At 69.5% G+C, this 17,390-nt stretch carries 17 protein-coding genes; 12 read left to right on the top strand and 5 right to left on the bottom strand.

Features of this window, described 5'->3' with window-relative positions; genetic code table 11:
• Positions 1-208: 208 nt before the first annotated feature.
• The 3 genes from ACZ499_RS37130 to ACZ499_RS37120 are packed head-to-tail and all read left to right on the top strand — an operon-like array spanning position 209 to position 2,594.
• On the top strand, positions 209-1,045 hold the full coding sequence (locus tag ACZ499_RS37130; RefSeq protein WP_468681231.1) for a hypothetical protein: 837 nt from the start codon (positions 209-211) through the stop codon (positions 1,043-1,045).
• Entirely contained in the window at positions 1,045-2,019 is a 975-nt protein-coding gene (locus ACZ499_RS37125) for a hypothetical protein (RefSeq protein WP_468681229.1), read from the top strand. The genes ACZ499_RS37130 and ACZ499_RS37125 overlap by 1 nt, the downstream gene beginning before the upstream one ends.
• The gene (locus ACZ499_RS37120; RefSeq protein ID WP_468681227.1) at positions 2,016-2,594 is read left to right on the top strand and encodes a hypothetical protein; all 579 of its coding nucleotides are present in this window, start codon (positions 2,016-2,018) and stop codon (positions 2,592-2,594) included. The genes ACZ499_RS37125 and ACZ499_RS37120 overlap by 4 nt, the downstream gene beginning before the upstream one ends.
• 60 nt (positions 2,595-2,654) lie before the next feature.
• Here the strand turns inward: ACZ499_RS37120 and ACZ499_RS37115 are convergent, their stop codons facing one another.
• The gene (locus ACZ499_RS37115) at positions 2,655-3,224 is read right to left on the bottom strand and encodes a DUF6262 family protein (RefSeq protein WP_468681225.1); all 570 of its coding nucleotides are present in this window, start codon (positions 3,222-3,224) and stop codon (positions 2,655-2,657) included.
• Complete coding sequence (locus tag ACZ499_RS37110) at positions 3,221-4,591, bottom strand: tyrosine-type recombinase/integrase (RefSeq protein WP_468681223.1); 1,371 nt, start codon at positions 4,589-4,591, stop codon at positions 3,221-3,223. The genes ACZ499_RS37115 and ACZ499_RS37110 overlap by 4 nt, the downstream gene beginning before the upstream one ends.
• Before the next feature lie 81 nt (positions 4,592-4,672).
• Here ACZ499_RS37110 and ACZ499_RS37105 point away from each other — a divergent pair, with 81 nt between their 5' ends.
• The gene (locus ACZ499_RS37105; protein ID WP_468681221.1) at positions 4,673-5,212 is read left to right on the top strand and encodes a transposase family protein; all 540 of its coding nucleotides are present in this window, start codon (positions 4,673-4,675) and stop codon (positions 5,210-5,212) included.
• A gap of 11 nt (positions 5,213-5,223) precedes the next feature.
• Here ACZ499_RS37105 and ACZ499_RS37100 read toward each other — a convergent pair whose 3' ends face one another.
• Positions 5,224-5,787, bottom strand: coding sequence for a DinB family protein (locus tag ACZ499_RS37100; protein WP_468681219.1), 564 nt, complete (start codon positions 5,785-5,787; stop codon positions 5,224-5,226).
• Positions 5,788-6,821: 1,034 nt separating this feature from the next.
• Here ACZ499_RS37100 and ACZ499_RS37095 point away from each other — a divergent pair.
• The 6 genes from ACZ499_RS37095 (at position 6,822) to ACZ499_RS37070 (ending at position 13,075) form a co-directional block, all read left to right on the top strand.
• Entirely contained in the window at positions 6,822-7,904 is a 1,083-nt protein-coding gene (locus ACZ499_RS37095; RefSeq protein WP_468681217.1) for an RCC1 domain-containing protein, read from the top strand.
• Positions 7,905-7,929: 25 nt separating this feature from the next.
• Entirely contained in the window at positions 7,930-9,156 is a 1,227-nt protein-coding gene (locus ACZ499_RS37090) for an RCC1 domain-containing protein (RefSeq protein ID WP_468681215.1), read from the top strand.
• A 29-nt stretch (positions 9,157-9,185) separates the two neighbouring features.
• Positions 9,186-9,704, top strand: a complete 519-nt coding sequence (locus tag ACZ499_RS37085; protein ID WP_468681213.1) for a hypothetical protein — start codon at positions 9,186-9,188, stop codon at positions 9,702-9,704.
• Complete coding sequence (locus ACZ499_RS37080; RefSeq protein WP_468681211.1) at positions 9,701-10,744, top strand: hypothetical protein; 1,044 nt, start codon at positions 9,701-9,703, stop codon at positions 10,742-10,744. The genes ACZ499_RS37085 and ACZ499_RS37080 overlap by 4 nt, the downstream gene beginning before the upstream one ends.
• A gap of 92 nt (positions 10,745-10,836) precedes the next feature.
• Positions 10,837-12,051, top strand: coding sequence for a hypothetical protein (locus ACZ499_RS37075; protein WP_468681209.1), 1,215 nt, complete (start codon positions 10,837-10,839; stop codon positions 12,049-12,051).
• 361 nt (positions 12,052-12,412) lie between these two features.
• Positions 12,413-13,075, top strand: a complete 663-nt coding sequence (locus tag ACZ499_RS37070) for an HNH endonuclease family protein (protein ID WP_468681207.1) — start codon at positions 12,413-12,415, stop codon at positions 13,073-13,075.
• A gap of 171 nt (positions 13,076-13,246) precedes the next feature.
• On the opposite strand, the gene ACZ499_RS37065 is transcribed toward ACZ499_RS37070, so the two are convergent.
• Together ACZ499_RS37065 and ACZ499_RS37060 are read right to left on the bottom strand one after the other, a co-directional pair.
• Positions 13,247-14,266 carry a hypothetical protein gene (locus ACZ499_RS37065; protein WP_468681205.1) on the bottom strand — a complete coding sequence of 340 codons (1,020 nt, stop codon included), beginning with the start codon at positions 14,264-14,266 and terminating at the stop codon, positions 13,247-13,249.
• A gap of 7 nt (positions 14,267-14,273) precedes the next feature.
• Entirely contained in the window at positions 14,274-15,407 is a 1,134-nt protein-coding gene (locus ACZ499_RS37060; RefSeq protein WP_468681203.1) for a hypothetical protein, read from the bottom strand.
• A gap of 400 nt (positions 15,408-15,807) precedes the next feature.
• Here ACZ499_RS37060 and ACZ499_RS37055 point away from each other — a divergent pair, with 400 nt between their 5' ends.
• Positions 15,808-16,824, top strand: a complete 1,017-nt coding sequence (locus ACZ499_RS37055) for a hypothetical protein (protein ID WP_468681201.1) — start codon at positions 15,808-15,810, stop codon at positions 16,822-16,824.
• A gap of 7 nt (positions 16,825-16,831) precedes the next feature.
• Positions 16,832-17,050: a hypothetical protein gene (locus ACZ499_RS37050; protein WP_468681199.1), complete on the top strand. Its 219-nt coding sequence runs from the start codon at positions 16,832-16,834 to the stop codon at positions 17,048-17,050.
• Positions 17,051-17,390 lie beyond the last annotated feature (340 nt).

Genomic DNA, 17,390 nt, shown 5'->3' with positions numbered 1-17,390 from the left:
CAGCCGCCCCCACCGCTACCGAGCCAGACGACAGGTATAACCGCCGCCCTCACGGGTGACCCCGCGGAACGCAGTGACGCCCCTGCCCGGCAGACCACAGGCCCAAGGCGTCAACTCAGCTCCATCCGCCGCACGTTGAGCACATAATTCTGAGTTGTCGTCTGATTACACTGCGCGCCCGTCGAACTGACTGCGATGGGACATCCGTATGAGCTACACAGATCAGGACGGGCGCGAGGGCCGGCGGCTGATGGATGACGGCCGCGAGAACCGGCTGGTGATCGGCGACAAGCTGCTGGCCGTCACGGCCTCGGGCCAGGACGGCGTCTTCGAGCGGTACTGCGCCGAGATCGGCTTGAACCCGCGCACGGCCCGCCAGTACCGGCACACCGCCCGCATGTGCACCCCGCCCGTGCGGCAGCTCGTGGCCGACAGAGGCGTCCACGTCTGCTACAGCGTGTTGCGGGAAGGCGCCCGCCTGGCTCCGTCCGGGAAGCCGTACGACGAGGGCTACAGCACACTGCGGTCGCTGCTGGAGGAAGCGCGCGAGGCGGAAGCTGGCCGAATCTCCGTATCCCAGTACCAACGTGCCCTGGGCATCGGGCCGGCTCTGCAGGACCTGCTGGACCCCGCCAGCAGCACGACTTTGGCCGACTACCTCGGCTCTCTGACTCCTCAGGAGCGTGACAAGGAACTTCGCGACCTGGTGGAGAAGGAGGGCGAGATGCACGATGCCGTCAAGCGGGTCATGGACGACAAGCGCCGCCGCGAGCGCGAGATGCGCGGTCCCGGCTGCGGCATCAAGCCCGACAAGGGCCATGTCCTGTCCAGGGACCTGGTGCGGCTGCGGGACCAGGCCACCGGCCTCATGCACCGCTACCCGCCGTCGGTCGCCGTGACGTTCAGCGACGAACAGCGGGCCGCGTGCAAGCAGGTCCTCGGCACGGTGGAAGTCCTCGCCACCTGGATCAGGGTCAAGCTCGACGACCAGGCGGCCGGGGCCGCCTCCGAGCGGGCCTCGGCCCGGGACCTGGTGGCGGTGTGATGGAGCCGGTCACCGATGACGGTGAGGACAGCCTCAACGCCGATATCCAGGAGTTTTCCACGCACGACAAGAAGGGCGGCTGGGCCCGTGCTCTGCTGATCGCCCGCCGCGTCGAGCCCGGCGAGGGCGACGGAGTACGGACCGAATATCAGTCCAGGTGGTTCGGCCGAACCACCTTCCGGCGCATCAGTGCTCGGGAGTTCGCCCGTCGGTCCAAGTCCAGCCACAAGCGGGTCATGGCGATCCTCCGCGCATGGGAGCGTGCCGCTGCGGACGGCATCGTTCCTCCCGCCGCGGAGCTGACGCCGAGCACGGCTGTGGAGCTTCCCGACGCGGACACTGTCCCGTTCTTCGGCGAAGGGGGGTATTACCGCAGCTGGGAGGGGTCGAATCTCAACCAGCAGCGCCGTCAGGCCATCGAAGCCGAGGCAGAACGAGCCGGGGTGAAACCCGCCAGTCCCGTCTTCATCGCCGGGCACTCAGGGGCGCTGACCACGGCGGTCGTGGCTGACCCCGCGGCCCGCATCGCGGCCCAGAAGGGCATTGCGGAGTTCGAGCGGCGCCAGGTGCAGGCGGACGGTGGAGACCGGGCAGCATCGCGTGAGGTCGGTCAGCAACGTGACCGCGAGTTCGATCTGGAGCAGGCGTCAGCAGAGCCTGCGGACGATGAGGCGGAGAGCGAGGCCGCTCTGCGGGCCGTACGTGCCTCCCGGCACAGGTCCGAGCCGGATGTGGCCCTGCAGGTGTTCACCGAGATGGCCGAGGTCCGCCTGGGCACGCTGCGGGCGTTGTCGCTGCTGCAGGGCAACCAGGTGCAGTTCACGGGCGAGAGGAGCCGGGCCATCGTGGAGCTGTGCGAGGCCTCGAAGGCGGCACTGGCGTTCATCAGTGATCTGGCCGCCAGCCCTTATACCGCGCTGAACGACGACGCTCTGCAGGCGTTCTTGGACGAGAGCGAGAGGAAGCTGGGATGAGCCCCAGGCGTGACAGCGACACCCCTTCCCCGGCCGAACAGGACGTGATCGACGTGCTGTTGTGGCTGGGCCACAACGCCGGCCGCGAGTTGTCCTACGCGGACATCGCCCGCGGCACCGGCATCCCCGACACCCCCCGCCTGCGGCGGGCGGTGCCCCGGTCCAGGGCCGCTGCCCACGAACTCGGCCACCGCCTGGAGCAGTTCATGCCCTCCCGCGACCCGCTGCGGCGCGGGGCGAGGGTGACCCGCTTCCACAAGAGCGGCCAGGGCGACGAGTTCGGCGCCCGGGATGCCCTGCTGGCCTGCCGCAAGGCCGTGGCCTACATGGGCGACATGCACCGGGCCTGCACGTTCGAGGCCAACAACCCGAACAGCATCGAGCCCGAGGCGTTCGGGCAGATGGCCGATGCCGCCGAGGGCTGTATGAAGACCGTCAGCGGCGTGGAGGGCCTGGGCAGCAAGGTCTTCCATGCACAGGGCACTATCCGGCGCCAGGCCGAGCGGATCGCCGACCTGGAGGCCCAGATCGCCGACCTGACCGCGCACCGGTCCGAGTCCGCCGCCTCGGCCTGAAACGATGTACTGAACGGCCCGGCGGCGACAGCCGCCGGGCCGTTCAGCGTCGCACCGACGTCAGGCGCGGTTGATCTGCTTGAGCATCCGCTTGCCCGCTTCGCGGGCGGCGGCCAAGTCGTCCTCGGTCTCGGTGAGTTTGCGCTTCAGTTCATCCCGTTCGGTGCGTATCTGATCGCGTTCCAGGGTGATCCGTTCCACAGCAGCCAGGAGCTCGTTGACCCGCTCGGTCAGCTCCTTGGTCCCGGCCTGGTCGAGTTGGGCGCCCAGCGAGCGCTGGACGGCCTTCTTGAGGCGGTCACGCTCGTCGCGCAGGGCCTTGTTCTCCTCGCGGACCAGGGCCAGGTCGGTGGCCAGGCTCGCCGCGGAGGCATCCCTTCCGGCCTGCTTCGTGCGGCGCTCGGACTGGGTCTGGCTCTTCATGGCGGCCTCGATGTGCTCGCGGACGCCTTCGGCGTAGACGAGCCACCGGGACACCCCGGAGGCACGGGCGACGGCGAGGAAGGTGACCGGCTCGCCCTTGGCTTTCATCGCGTCCACCGTGGCCAGCACCTTGGCCCGCTTGGACTGGCTGTCCTTCTTGCGACTGGCGCGCAGGACGTCGCCGGGGGTGCGTTTCGCCTCGCTCATGCCGTGCTCCCGCCGCGCTGGCTGGGCAAGCCGGGCATGCCCAGCGATACGGAGCCGTGGCCCTGGGCTGCCCGGACCTTGCGCAGGACGGCCGACGCTTCCTCGATCTCGCCGCGCTCACTTGGGCTCATGGCTTCCACCAGCTTCCGCATCGTCTCGGCGGTTCCCTTGAAGGCCGCGATCTGGTCGTCCAGGTTCTTCACCACGAACTCGTCCGTCTCCATCATGACCGCCATCTCCTTGTCGGCCTTGAGTGAGCGGATGTGGTCCTCGATGGCGGGCAGATAGGACGGATCGGGCCTGTACGAGGGGCAGGCGGCGCACTGGAAGCGGATCGGGCATGCTTTTCCGCCCGCCTTGACGTTGGAGGGTTCGGTACAGTTGCCGAACGGCACCGCCACCGAGCGGGCCTCGTACGCGGTAGCGGACGCCATCGGCGCGGACTTGCCCCTGCGGTCCACGGTGTGCAGGCGCATCACGTTGACCGCCTCCCGTTTCCGCTTGTGACTGATCTTGTAGTACCGCTGTGTGGTTTGCGTGGATTTGTGGTCCATCAGCTCCCGCAGGACCTCGATACGCACCCCGGCGTCCGCGTACCGCTGGCAGAACGAGTGGCGGAAGGCGTACGGGTAGATGAGAGAGCGGTCGAACGGCAATCGGCCGCCTTCCTTGCCGAACTCCTCGGACAGCAGGACAGGGACGCTGTCGGCCCACTTGCGGATCATCGCCGCGATCTGCTCGGGCAGCAGGTGCCGGATGATGCCGTTCTCACCAGCCGGCGGGAACAGAAACCCTTCGCTGCCCGTGGGCAGGTCGAGCGTGTCGCGCACGGCCCGCCAGGTGCGGATGGTCTCCACGGTGTCGTGTTCGAGCTCCAGGCGCCGGTTCAGGCGGCGGCCCTTGCGGTTGTCCCAGATCAACAGCCATTCGCCATCCGCGTGTTCGAGGCAGTTCGTCCTCAGCTCGGCGATCTCGTACGGGCGCCGACCGGTGTCCCGCAGCAGCTCGTAGATCGCGCGGGCCATGGCGCGGACCTGCTCGGGCGTCATCTTCCCGTGTGTCATGCCCTGCCCCAACCGGTCCACGTAATCGTCGAGCTGGGCGATGACGGACTCCGGCAGGGCCTTGCCGGCCTCATCCTCGTCGACTTCCTCGCCCTTGATGACGTGGCTGGAGTGCCTCGCGAAGCTCGCGGACATGCCGTCCAGGTGACCGGCGGCCCGGTTGTAGTCGAGGATCTTGAAGAAGAACGACAGCAGGGCGCCGCGCTGCTTGCTCGCCATGGCCCCGCCGTCCAGCTTGGGCAGCTGGCGGAAGGTGTCGACCACGGCGTTCATGTCGGCGAAGACCAGAACCGAGGCGTCCATGCCGCCGCCGGGCCGGCGACACCACCGTGCGCCGCTGGCGCGACGAGCTGATATCCCCTGCTCGCCGCCCGCGCACCCCGCATGGACCGTGCATGCAAGAAGATCGCGAAACGGGGTGGCGAGGTCATCCTCATCGACGGCACCCTGATCCCCACCGTCCGCCGCACCGGCGCCGCGAACCGGCCCAACTACTCCGGCAAACACCGCCGTCACGGCCTGCACTTCCTCGCCCTCACCGACGAGAACGGCCGCCTGATCTGGATCTCCGCGGCCCGCCCCGGCCGCACCCACGACATCGCCGCCGCCCGCCGCGACCACATCCTCACCCACCTGCGCGCGGCCGGCCTCGGCGCCCTGGCCGACCTCGGCTTCCTCGGCCTCACCGACGACAGCGACGACCCGGTGATCGTCACCGGCTACAAGGCCACCCGCGCCAGCAAGCTCACCCCCGGCGAGAAGCAGGCCAACCGCGTCCTGGCCGCCGCACGTGCTCCCGTCGAACACGGCTTCGCGCACCTCAAGACCTGGCGCATCCTCACCAAACTCCGCACCGACCCCGCTCGCGCCACCGACCTCCTGCGAGCTCTCCTGGTCCTCTCGAACCTCGAGCTCTCACGCTGACAGACGATCAGTCATATTCGGCGCGGTACGGCTCCGTCCTGCCAGCGGTAGAGGTCGCGCAGCAGGGAAATCTCGGCGCCGTGATGAATCAGCTCCCTGTTGACGTGCAGGACCCTGTTCTCCATGGGAAACCGCTCGGGACCCACCGTGGGCGGATTGTCCAGGTCAGCGTCCGAGAGCTCGCGGACCCCCGCATTCCATCTCCCGTACATCTCATCGAGCTGTTTTAGCGCCTCGTCAGCGGTCCCCGCGTAGGCGAATGCCTGGGACTCGACGTCCTGGCCGCCGAAGTACCATCCGACCCGATAGCCCAGGCAGGAGACGATGATGTGCGCCAGCCGCCAGGCAATCGTGGTCACCGGCGCAGGCACCGGGGCAGGGGACGCGAAGTCCATCGTCCATTCCCCCGAACCTTCCGACATCGGTGCGGCCGACGTGCCACCTGGGCGGATGCTCCAGCAGCCGCGCACCGGCTCCCAGAAGTACTCCTCGTCGGTAAGACCCTCCAGCCGTGGCCGCAGGTTCTTGCTCCAGTACCAGTCCAACTGGTCCGCGAGTCCCTCGCTTCTTGTCATTTCCGCACACTACATACAACGGAGACCTGGCTGCGCCCCTCGCGGACGCCGTCGCCGGCCGTGGGCCGCGAGACGTACCGCACCGGGAGATGACGCTGGGGCCTGATGTGCCCTTCGGGCCGCGTCGCCGCGAGCGGCTCAGCCTCGACCGATGACATGACGGATGATCAAGACCGCAGACTCCCGCCCGAGATCAGCATGAGTATCCCGAGCGAGCGCCACGCCAGAGCCTCCGACCTGCATGTTCGAAGATGGCGAAGACTCATTGATCTGCTGCCTGCTACGCGTCGGCGAGCCCGAAGGTTCTGCGATGCGGCGGGCTTCACCCGACCGAGAAGGGCCACAGGGGTTGCGGCATCTGTTGCGGTAGACGTTGCGCCAGGGTGTTGCACTGGGTGCTGCGGTAGATGCTGCGCGAGCCTTCTCAGCGTCCTGGAGTTCGCCCAGGTCCCACGGGCGTACGAGCGTGGTCGAGGTGCTGACATCCCCGTTGTGGCCGCTCTTGCCCATGTCCCTGGCTGGAGTTGAGGAGTGGGAGGGCGGGATGGGCGGCGCGGACGCAGCCGGGGGTCAGGGCGCGCTCGCCCTGGTTGCGCGTCGGCGGGCCGCCGCGCCAGCCCGTCGGTGGATCGGCGGGCTCGGTTCCGGAAATGCGTGCCAGCGCATCGTCCGGCGGGACTGGGCTGACGTCGGTATATCACCATAAGTAGGCTCCTGGATACAATGCGTAACTCTCCAGGGTGATTGATCCACCGCATGGGGTGGTCATTTCGCTGCAACGCGCATGTCCGGGGCGAATCGGCCCAAGACTCCTGCCTGTGCCGAGCGCATATGCGGCTCAAACCGCGTTGTGTGCTGCCGAGATGGCGTTGTCCGGCATGCCGTTTTCCAGGGAGAGGGCGAGTGCATTGCGTACAGGGGCAGGTAAACGGCACAGGGCGCGGTGGGCGGCACTGGCGGCCGTTGCGGGGCTGGCCGTGCTGGCCGGGCCGACGGCCGCGGGAGCAGTACAGGCCGCTTCGGGGCCCGAGATCATGACGTGGGGGGCGGGTGACGCGGGCCAGTTGGGGGATGCGGGCAGCGGGGACCGCTGGTCGCCGGGGCCGGTGACCGGGTTGAACCGGGCGGAGGTGGAGGAGATCTCCGCGGGCGGTACGGGAAGCGACACCTCGTTCGCGGTGGCCCGGCTGGAGGACAAGACGGTACGCGCCTGGGGTCATGACTCCGCCGGGCAGTTGGGCAACGGCTCCCGTCACGACCGGGCCACTCCCGATGTGGTGGCCGGGCTGCAGGACGTCGATGACGTGGCGGCGGGCGGCGCGCACGCGCTGGCGGTCAGCAAGGGCCGGGTGTGGTCTTGGGGTGAGAACGGGGACGGCCAGCTGGGCAACAACCGATCCGGTGACGACAGCACGATCCCGGTGCGGGTGCCGAACATCTCCCAGGCCCGGCAGGTGGCCGCGGGTTGTGATTTCAGCCTGGCGCTGATGGAGGACGGCACCGTGTGGTCGTGGGGCAGCGGTGAGCGCGGGCAGCTCGGCACCGGTGGCCGCTCCTCCCAGGACGTGCCCCAGGAGGTCAGGGGCCTGAGCGACATCGCCGAGGTCGCGGCGGGCTGCCACCACGGTGTGGCTCGCACCGAAGGCGGCACCGTATGGGCCTGGGGCGAGAACCTTCAGGGCCAGCTGGGCGACGGCACATCCAAGACCAGCAGCGCCGAACCGGTAAGGACTCGAGGCTTGCGGGACATCAACCGCATCACCGCCGGCGCGGATCACACCTTCGCGATCCGTAACGACAAGACGGTCTACGGCTGGGGAAGCAACCGCTTCGGGCAGTTCCTGGAATCCGACGCGACCAGCGAGCCCGACGCCACCCGCACCAACCGCAACACACCCGTACCAATCGATGCGCTCGCGGGAGCCAGCGAGCTGGCCGCCGGCCGCAACCACAACCTCGCCGTCCTCGCCAACAGGGTCGTCGCCTGGGGCGCCAACGGCGAGGGCCAGCTCGGCAACGGCACGAATGTCGACCGCTTCACACCGGTGACAGCGGTGCGCGGCGACTTCCACCACGTCGCCGCGTCACTGGCGGGCAACTCCAGCTACGCCTACTGAGCGCTCACGAAAGGTACCCCCCCGAATGAAGACGAACCACAAGACTCTTCGTGCCCGGCGTGGGCTGCGCGGCACCGGCGGCACGGCGGCCGCTGCTGCCGTGCTCCTCGCGACACTCGTGGGCGCTGCCGTGCCCGCGGCGGCCGACACCGGTGCGCCCGATCCCTGGGTGTACAGCTGGGGGCAGAACGCTTCCGGTGAGCTGGGCAACGGCTCGACCGTCGAACTGCACACCCCAGGACCTGTCCAGGGGCTGGCGCGCCAGGACGTGAAGCAACTGGAGGCCGGAGGGAACGGAGCCACCGGGCCGTTCGCGGTGGCGCTGCTGAAGAGCGGCACGCTCAAGTCCTGGGGCGACAACACCTACGGGCAGCTCGGTGACGGCGCCGTCAAGGCCCGCTCCTTCCCCGCCACGGTCATGGCCCTGAACGCAGTCAAGTCCCTCGCTGTGGGCTGCAATCACGCGCTGGCGTTGAAGGACGGGCGGGTGTGGGCCTGGGGCCGTAACGACAGCGGCCAGCTGGGCGACGGCACCACCAGCACCAAGGACACCGGCTCCGGCAAGCCTGTCGCCGTGCAGGGCCTGGACAAGGTCAAGGCCATCGCGGCCGGGTGCAACTTCAGCATGGCGCTGCGCCAGGACGGCACGGTATGGGCCTGGGGCAGCAACGACAACGGCCAGCTGGGCATCGGCGGCACAGTGAACCGCAATACCCCGCAGCAGGTGCCCGGCGTCGACGAGGTGGTCGCGCTCGCACCGGGGGCCTTTCATGCCGCTGTGCTTACCGCCGGCCACACCGTCAAGACGTGGGGCGACAACAGCGTCGGTCAGCTCGGCAATGACAGCAGCATCACCGTCGACAGCAGCGCACCGGTCGATGCGAAGCACCTGGAAGGTGTTGAGAAGCTCTTCAGCGGCGCCTACTCCGACTTTGCGCTTCTGTCCGACGGCAGCGTCAAGGGCTGGGGCCGCAACACCGAATCCCAACTGGGCGACGGCACGCAGGTCAACCGCACCACTCCCGTTCTCATCGACGGGCTCACCCATGTCCGGGACATCGCCGCAGGGCAGTTCCACACGGTGGCCCTGCGTGAGGACCAGTCCGTCATCGCCTGGGGCTACAACCTCGCCGGCCAGCTGGGCGACGGCACGGTAACCACCGCCAACAAGCCAGTCACCGCGCTTCCCGCCGGCAGCGGCGTGAACCACCTTGCTGCCGGCCGCAACGCGAACAACACCTTCGCGTACTGACTCTCGCCTTCCTCGATAAGGAACCCATCGTGACTGTTCGTACCGCATGGATCCACCGGGTCCTGGCCCTCGCGGCCATCGTGTGTGCCGGCGCCCTCTACGCGGCCCCCGCAGCCGGGGCTGCCGATCCGGCGCCGCCCGCCGCCTGCGCCGAGGACGACAAGAAGTGCAAGGAGGAGCAGAAGGAAAAAGAGCAGGAGGCCAAGCGCGAGAAGGGGGAGAAAGAGGCAGACTCCGGGCGGAAGCAGGTCACCGAAGACTCCAAGACCGCCAAGGACGACATCGCCAAGGTGCAGACCCAGGTCGATTCCTGCCCGCCGCAGTCCGCGCAGTCCAAGGAGTGCATGAACAAGCTCGTCGGCGAGGGCAAGGAGGAGCGTCAGGGCATCAAGGACACCCAGCAGAAGCTGAAGGACTTCCACCCCGAGCCGCAGAACAACGCCGATGCCGCGGTGGACGGCGCCTGCGACGGCTTCGCCGCCACCTTGCCGCCCTCCGCCGCCCAGGACGAGTCCCTCACCGACATCTGCGAGCTGATGGCGAAGTGAACAACTTGCGAACCTCCCACGCGTCCTCCGCCTCCCGAGGCCGCCGCATCCGGCGCGCCGGCCGGCTGCCCGTGACCGCGCTGGTGCTGGCCGCGCTGGTGCCCATGTCCGGGGCGGTAGCCGCCGAGGCCGACCAGGCTGCGGCTCGCCCGGACATCCCCCTGGCGCAGGCATTCGACAAGAACAACAAGCCGATGGCCTCAGCCGAGCCGGTCGTGCGGTACTGCGCCAGCACCCCTTCGGGCTGCAGCTTCACGATGGACCGTGCGGCGGAGCCGCAGCAGTTCTTCAGCACCGTGAGGTCGCTGGGCAACGCGGTCATCAACTGCACCAGCAACGACATCACCGTCGACCGCACGATCCAGATGGAGACCGGCAGCCAGGACAACCTCGGCGGTGAGATCACCGGCTCCGTCGCCGTCCAGGGCCACATCAACGTCTCCGGAGAGGTCTCGGCGGGGGTGAACGGCGAGGGCCATGCCACCGCCAAGACACCCAACCTGAAGGAAGGGCCCAACGCCGAGGTCGGCGCCAAGGCCGGCGCCAACGCCGGCGGCAAGGTGGGCGCCCAGATGGGCCTGCAGGCCACCTTCTCCGCCGCGTTCAAGGCCAACTACGCCAAGACCTGGACCACCAAGCACACCGAGACCACGAAGTACCAGATGACCGTCAAACGCGGAGACATCCTGGTGTTCGGCGCCAGCGCGGCCATGGAGCGGATCTCCGGCACGCTGAAGACCAAGCGCGGCGACGTGAAAAACGTCATCGTCGACGGCCCCTCCACCGTCAACAGCAGCTCATTCATCGCCCGGACCAGCACCGCCCCCGGCGACACGTGCGACCCGGTGCGCCCCACAGGCAGGACCGCGGCCAGCGACGAGCGCTCCCTGCCCGCTGCTTCCACCGACCGCTCCCTGCCATCTCCCCAGGCACAACGCTCCACCTCGGATCCGGGCAAGCGCCAGTCTGCACCGGGCACCGGGGACGGCCTGACACCGCTCCCGGCTGATCTCGCACGAAAGGCGCAGCAGACCCAGTGACCCGCTCCCCATCGCCACAGCACCGAGCGGGGCGGGCGCCCGCACGGCACCGCCCCCTCACCGCTACGGCTCTCGCCGCCCTGACTGCCACCGTGCTGGCCACAGTGGCCACCGCCGTGCCGACGGCCGCCGCGGCGGACCCCGGCCCCAGCAACGTCGCCGTCATCAACGCGGACTTCACCGAGCCGTCCTTCACCGCCAGCGGCAGCGGGGACAAACTGGCAGGCTGGACAGTTCAGTACCCCTACCGGCTGCTGCCCTCGGACGCCGCCCACCCCGACAACCTGCCGGCCCTGCTGCTGCGCAACAAGCGCGCCACCGACCAGAGCGTCAGCCAGCGCCTGCGCGGCGTACGCACCGGCGCCACAGTCACCGTCACCTTCGACGACAACGCCGGCGGCCGCAGCCGCGCGTGCACCGACGCCCAGCTCGCAAGCGGGCAGCCCTATACCCTCCAGGGCTCCGGCGGCCCGCAGCAGAGGTTCACCACCGATCCGGGCAGCACCACGTGGCACCGCGGCCGCACCTACACCTTCACCGCAAACGAGAACGAGCCGCTGATCACCTTCGCCTCCGCGCAGACCACCGGCACCTGGGACTGCGGCCCGCTCATCGCCAAGGTCCGCGCCACCCACGTACCACCCCCGGTGAACATGACGGTCGCCAAGAACCGGCTGCCCGCCCCCGAAGCCTTCGAAGGCAACGAGCGCATCACCGTGCGCACAGCGGCAGACCACTGCGCCAGCACCCGCACCAACTGCACCTACACCGTCGACACGACCTACTCCTACACCTACTACGACAAGGCGCGCATCGTCGGCGAGGCCTATCTCAACTGCACCCGCAACACCGTCAGCCACGATCGCCCGGTGCGGTTCACCGGACGCTCCTACGACAGCCTCAGCCAGCAGGCGGGCATCGACCGCCTGCCCAACCTCAAGGACAATCTGAACCAGCAGTTCGAGGCCGGCATCGCCGCGAACTCCCCCGAGCCGTGGCGCTGGACGACCACCTCGGACCGGAAAATCCACGAGACCATCGAGGCCGGCGAAGCCAGCTGGATCGAAGCCCAGCCAGGCCGCCAACGCACCGACGGCTGGTTCACCAGCGACACCGCCGACCCCGACAAGCAGATCCGCCTGCATGTCACCGCCGACGGCCCGTCACCACTGGTACCCGACCGCATCTACCAGCGCACCGGCCCCATGACCGCGGCTGAGAAACAACGCTGCCGCTCGGATCGTCCCTCCGCCCCCACCCCCGTGGACGCGGACGCCCCCGCGGCAGCCACCGACCGCAACGACTGACACCCCGCCGCGAACGGGCTCCCGGGCGGGAAACGAAGACACCGGAAAGGGCCGGCCTGCCGGCCCTTTCATCCGTAGGCGAACCGCGCGGACTGCCGCGAGCCGGGACGTTCGCGTTCTTACAGGGCCAAGGCGCAGGTGACGGTGCCGCCGACGCAGCGGCGGCGATGTCCTGCAACCGGTCGCGTTCGCGTTCGTCGGCGGCTCGAGATTCCAGCGACGCTTGATAGCACATTCCGACGGCGCCGAGCGGTCCATCCCCTGCGCGGTATGACCTTTGCCTCGCCCGGGTGACACCGCCCGCGTACGGGCCCATGAGCGCGGGCGGCACCGGTATCAACGGTGGGTGATCAATACCTGCGTGCGCGTTGCCGCTGCGTTCCTGCTGTCCCTGCCCCTGACCACCGTCGGCACGGTTTCCGCTGCCGCTGCCGCTGACGCGGAGCCAGCCGTACTCACTGTGCCGCTGGCCGAGGGCGTCCAGGCCCTACCGGTGGCCGCGGAAACGCGGGAGGGCTACCAGCGCACCAGCTTCAAGCACTGGACCGACGCCGACCACGACTCCTGTACTACCCGCGCAGAGGTCCTGATCGCGGAGTCGCGGATCGAGCCGGTCAGCTGCAAGGTCACCGCGGGTCAGTGGTTCTCCTACTACGACGGCGTCACCGTCACCGACCCGCGCGCTCTGGACATCGACCACATGGTGCCGCTGGCCGAGGCCTGGGACTCCCCGCCAGCTGGCGCCTCCGCCTGGAGCGCGAAGGAGCGCGAGGCCTGCGCCAACGACCTCGGCGACGACCGCGCTCTGATCGCGGTCTCGGCCAAGTCCAACCGCAGCAAAGCGGACCAGGACCCTTCCACGTGGCTGCCGCCGGCCGCGGACTACCGCTGCCAGTACGTCACCGACTGGGTGGCCGACAAGATCCGCTGGGGCCTGAGTATCGACCCGGCCGAACAGACGGCCCTGGGCGAGACACTGACGGGCTGCCCCGACGAGCAGATCAGCGTCACCCACGCCCGCTGAACCCCCTGCCGCCCGCCCCCTGCCAGGTCCACCGCGTGGGTCTCCTCGATGCCTCGGTTTGCCCGGGCGGCCACCGGCTCGGTTGGCTTCAACCGCTCTGCGAGCAAGGCCTGGTCACCACAGGCCTCGACCAAGGTGCGCGAAGCGAGGGGCCCGCCTGGTGGCGGGTCTTCAGCGGCGCAGGACGTTGACGACGCGTTCCCTGCCCAGGATGGGGGCGTCTTCGCATCCTTGGGGGGTGACGAGGTAGGGGCCGACCCACTTGCGGGATTGGCCGGTGGGGTGGGTCTTGTCGGGGTAGGTGCGCCGGTGTGCTTTGACGAACCACTGGTGGCGGAAGATGCGCCCGGCGGTGTCGCGGGCACCGCCGTCGTCGTTGGCGGGGCGGATGGACTGGCGCAGGGTGATGTAGCGGACGGGGGCGTCGGGGCGTTCAGCACCCGCCCGGCGCAGGCGCTTGCGCGCGGCCGCGTCGGGCCGTACCTGTTCGGCCTGCCACAGGGCGCGCCGGGCGTCGGCGGGCTGGCGGATCAGCAGCAGGGTGGCGAGCAGGGTGCGCATCACCCGGAGCTGGTCCTCGTTGATGCTGTCGATCTGCTCGCTGGCCAGGCCGTATTTGTCCTTTGCCGGGCGGCCGTCCTTGTCGACCGACCAGGCATGTTTCACCTCGTCCCAGCCGGTCTCCGCATTCGGCGCGATGCTCGCGCCGAAGCCGATGGACAGGTCACCGGCGAGCGATCCCCTGATCTGTTTGGCCCAGGTCGGCTCAGCCTGCTTCCCGAGTTCCTCCAGGCTTCGCCGGTAGGGGCCGGCGTCGTCCAGGACCAGGACCCGCAGGGTTATCCCGACCCGGCACCACAGCACGGCCCGCGGCCGGACGAGCGTCTGCGTGTCGGGGCTCGGATCGTCCGACCACAGCAGGAAACCGGCCGGGTCGGGGAGGTCGTCGGCGTCGAACGCGCATACCGGCAGTTCCTCACCCATGGTGCGCGCCAGCCACGTCATCTGGTCGTTCACGAAGAACTGCTCCGCGCCGTGCACGGCCGCCTGCATTGTCAGGGGGTCGGTGAAGCCGTGGACTTGAACCGCTCCTGAGCCGCGCTGGCCGCGTACGACGTTGTCGTCGGCCCACTGGAGCAGGCCCTGGCGGACCTCGGGAACGTCGCAGGCCCGCAGATGAGTCGTCGCCATGACCGGTTCAACGGCACGGCACCGATTCGGGTTCCGCCCGGCCGCCGGGCACCGGCGGTTCACCGACATGCGCGGGAACAGGCGGATCGCCCACACCAGCCCTGACGCCCGGTGGCGCCTGCCGGGGCGGCAAGGGAGCTACCGCGCGAGGACGTTGACCAGTTTTATCCGGGTCCAGCAGGGGGGCTCCGTCTGGCCCTTTGACATGTCCGTCGATCCAGATCGGCCGGTGCGCCTGCCGCGACGGGTACCAGTGGTTGCGCCAGTGGCCGCGCACCACCCACCGGTGGCGGTAGCCAGCCCTCGCGCCTTTCGGCTTCGCGCTGGCCCGGGAAGCGCTGTGGCGCAGTTGCACGAACCGCGTTCCCGTCGGCGCGTCGGGCAGCAGCCTGCGCACGTGCCGCATTGCCGACTTCGGCGCCGCTACCTCCGTCTCCTGCGTCAGCACCTGTCCTTGAAGCAGCCATGTGACCAGCAGCGTCCGCTCCGCCTGCTCGTGGCGGGTCGCGGACCCCGCGAACTCCTGGATTTCGGCCAGGCTCATCGTGCTGGTGTCTCTTGGCGTCTTGGCCAGCCATCCCGGCATCTTCCCGAACGGCAGTGTTCCGGAGCCCAGGCACACGAGCGGCTGCGGGCAGAGACGATGCATGGTCCGGATCTCTGCCGCCGTCATGTCGGCCATGCCCGTGCGGGGATCGCCTTTGGCCATTGAGGCCATCCAGTCCTGCCGCGAACCCCACTGGCGCAGGTGGACGCCGCGGCCGCGGACGGCCCACGAGACTGCGACCACGGGGGCGCCGACGTGTTCCCCGTCGGGGAACGTGTCGGTTGCCTGCTCCTCCCACACCAACAGGCCGCATTGCGCGGGCACATCCTCCTCGTGCAGCTGGTAGTTGGCCAGCTGTAGTGCGGCCGCTACCGCGACCCGTGTCGCCTCGGCCGAGACGAAGAACAGATCGGCCGTGCGCAGCCTCTGCGCCCACCGCCGTGCTTCCTCGCGCTCCTGGGCAGCCACCTCTGGTGCCAGGTCATGCGACCAGGCGGTCTGTCCGCCGTGGGGTCCTGGATCGGCCAGCCAGTTGGCCAGAACGGATCGAATCTCCGGCAGCTGCCGGGCTGTCCACAGGCTCCGCTTGGCCATGGCGCCCCGACCTCCTCGCTTCGCTTTTGCGCGGCGGAGCCTAGCGCGCACTGAGGACACTGCAGAGGTAATCGGCCGTGAACGCCGAAGTGTTGCTGAACAGGCTGGTGCTGCCCGGCCCTGGGTATGACGACAAGAGGCGGGAAGAAGCGGGGGGCGACTCCTGCCACACCGCCGTGTGCCCGTGAGTACCGGGCGCGCTGCGTACGCTCGGCCCGGTGTGGCGACGGCGGCGCGATGTCCGGCCCGGGGGCGGTGGAGGGGAGCGGCTGGCTGGCACCATGGTGAAGTGCCCCTGGATCGTGTCGCCCTGGCCAGTAGCGGCCTCGCCGTGCAAGGCCCCGACGCGCCGACTGGGAGCACGCGGAGTGCTGCAGCAGCCGTTGACGGGAGGGGCAGGGTGGGGAAAGCGCGCCGGGGCAGGAACAGCAGGCACAAGCAGCGCGCCCGCGAAGTGTCGCGGGTGTGGACAGCGGCCCGGGCGGCGCGTGAGGCGCACCGGGCGCGCAAGGCCACCAGGGAGCTGCTCGACAACAACCCGTGGATCCAGGCGATGCAGGCGTCGAACGTGCAGAACCGGACGGCGGAGTGGATGCGGGTTCTGGCCAACAGTGATGTTCCGCCGCCCCTGTGGTCGGACCAGGCGTTCTCTCTGACGCTGGGCAAGCTGGGCATGCAGCCGCCGTGGCCGCTCGGCCCGCACGAGGCAGCCGCCTGGCAGATCGGCGAGATCATCGAGGTGCTGGATGAGGGCGAGGTGTACATCCTCTCGCCGGCCGCGCACGCCGCGGTGATGGCGGCGGCGGCCACGCTGGAACCCTCCGACGTGTCCACCCTCAACCGGGACAGCGACCTCATCACGCCGAGCGGCCTGCTGGTGCTGCCCGAGCCGGTCGTGGTCGTCAACCGGGGCGGCACCCTGTCCGACACCATCGCCTACGGCTGGCAGTTCATCACCCAGCACCAGATGTTCCCCACCGCTGCGTATCCCGGGGTTCAGCTTCTGACCTTCATGGACCGCGACGGCCCCGTCCAGCCCGACGACTGGCGTCAGCTCGTCCTGCGGGCCCGCGCCAGCGGCACCCCGTTACCCCCCTTCGTCCCCGACGGCCTGTACGGGCTGCGCGGGGACGCGTGCCTGGCCAACGCGAGCACCGAAGGGCGGGCGTGGCTGACCGGCCAGCACCGCCAGCTCAATGAGGCCCTCAACCGCGCTGCACGGCCCGCGCCCGCCCCGGAGATCGGAATATGGGAGGGCGGCCGGATCGAGGACACCTACGACGACTTCGCCGCGCGCTACATGTTCGCCTTCTGGCGACTGACCACCCAGGGAACCCTCGCCCCCGGCCCCCTCTCGCAACGGCCCCCCCCGCCAGGGCGCCGTACCTGCGAACACCAACAGGCCAGCCGACCCTGATGTCCGCGTGATCCGGCTGACCCACCGCGTTCCCGCCGCCCGCTCCCCGGAAGGCGAGGACGCCACGAGCCGGGTCTACCACCACCGCTGGCCCGTGCGGATGCACAAGGTCCGCCAGTGGTACCCCAGCAGCCAGGAACACCGCGTGATCTGGCGCGGCCCCTACATCAAGGGCCCCGCCGATGCGCCCCTCATGGTCGGCGAGAAGAGCTACCTGGTGGACTGACCGGCCCAACTCGCCGCCAAAGCAGACCAGTACGGCCGGGGCCGCACCCGCCATCGGCCGCCCGCGAACAGGACTGCGCTCAATGCCCGGCGGGGCATCGGCTTCGTGCATGGGCCCGCCGTGCACTCCCAGCCTGCCACACGCCCCAGCCAGCGGCCCGTGATGTTGTGAGCGCTGCCGATGGGAACCGCACCGGGCCCGGGATGCGCGCCGGGTCAGTCCCGCTCGGTGCGGGGCAGAGCGCGTCCCCAGCCCGGGTCGCTGTGCAGGTCCCCGTTCGGATCGGCCAGGGGGAGGGGCCACCCGGGGGCGGCGCCTCTCCTACCCCAAAAACCCCTCC

Source organism: Streptomyces sp. NPDC031265, from assembly GCF_055570295.1.
This window is presented reverse-complemented; position numbering and strand designations above follow the sequence as displayed.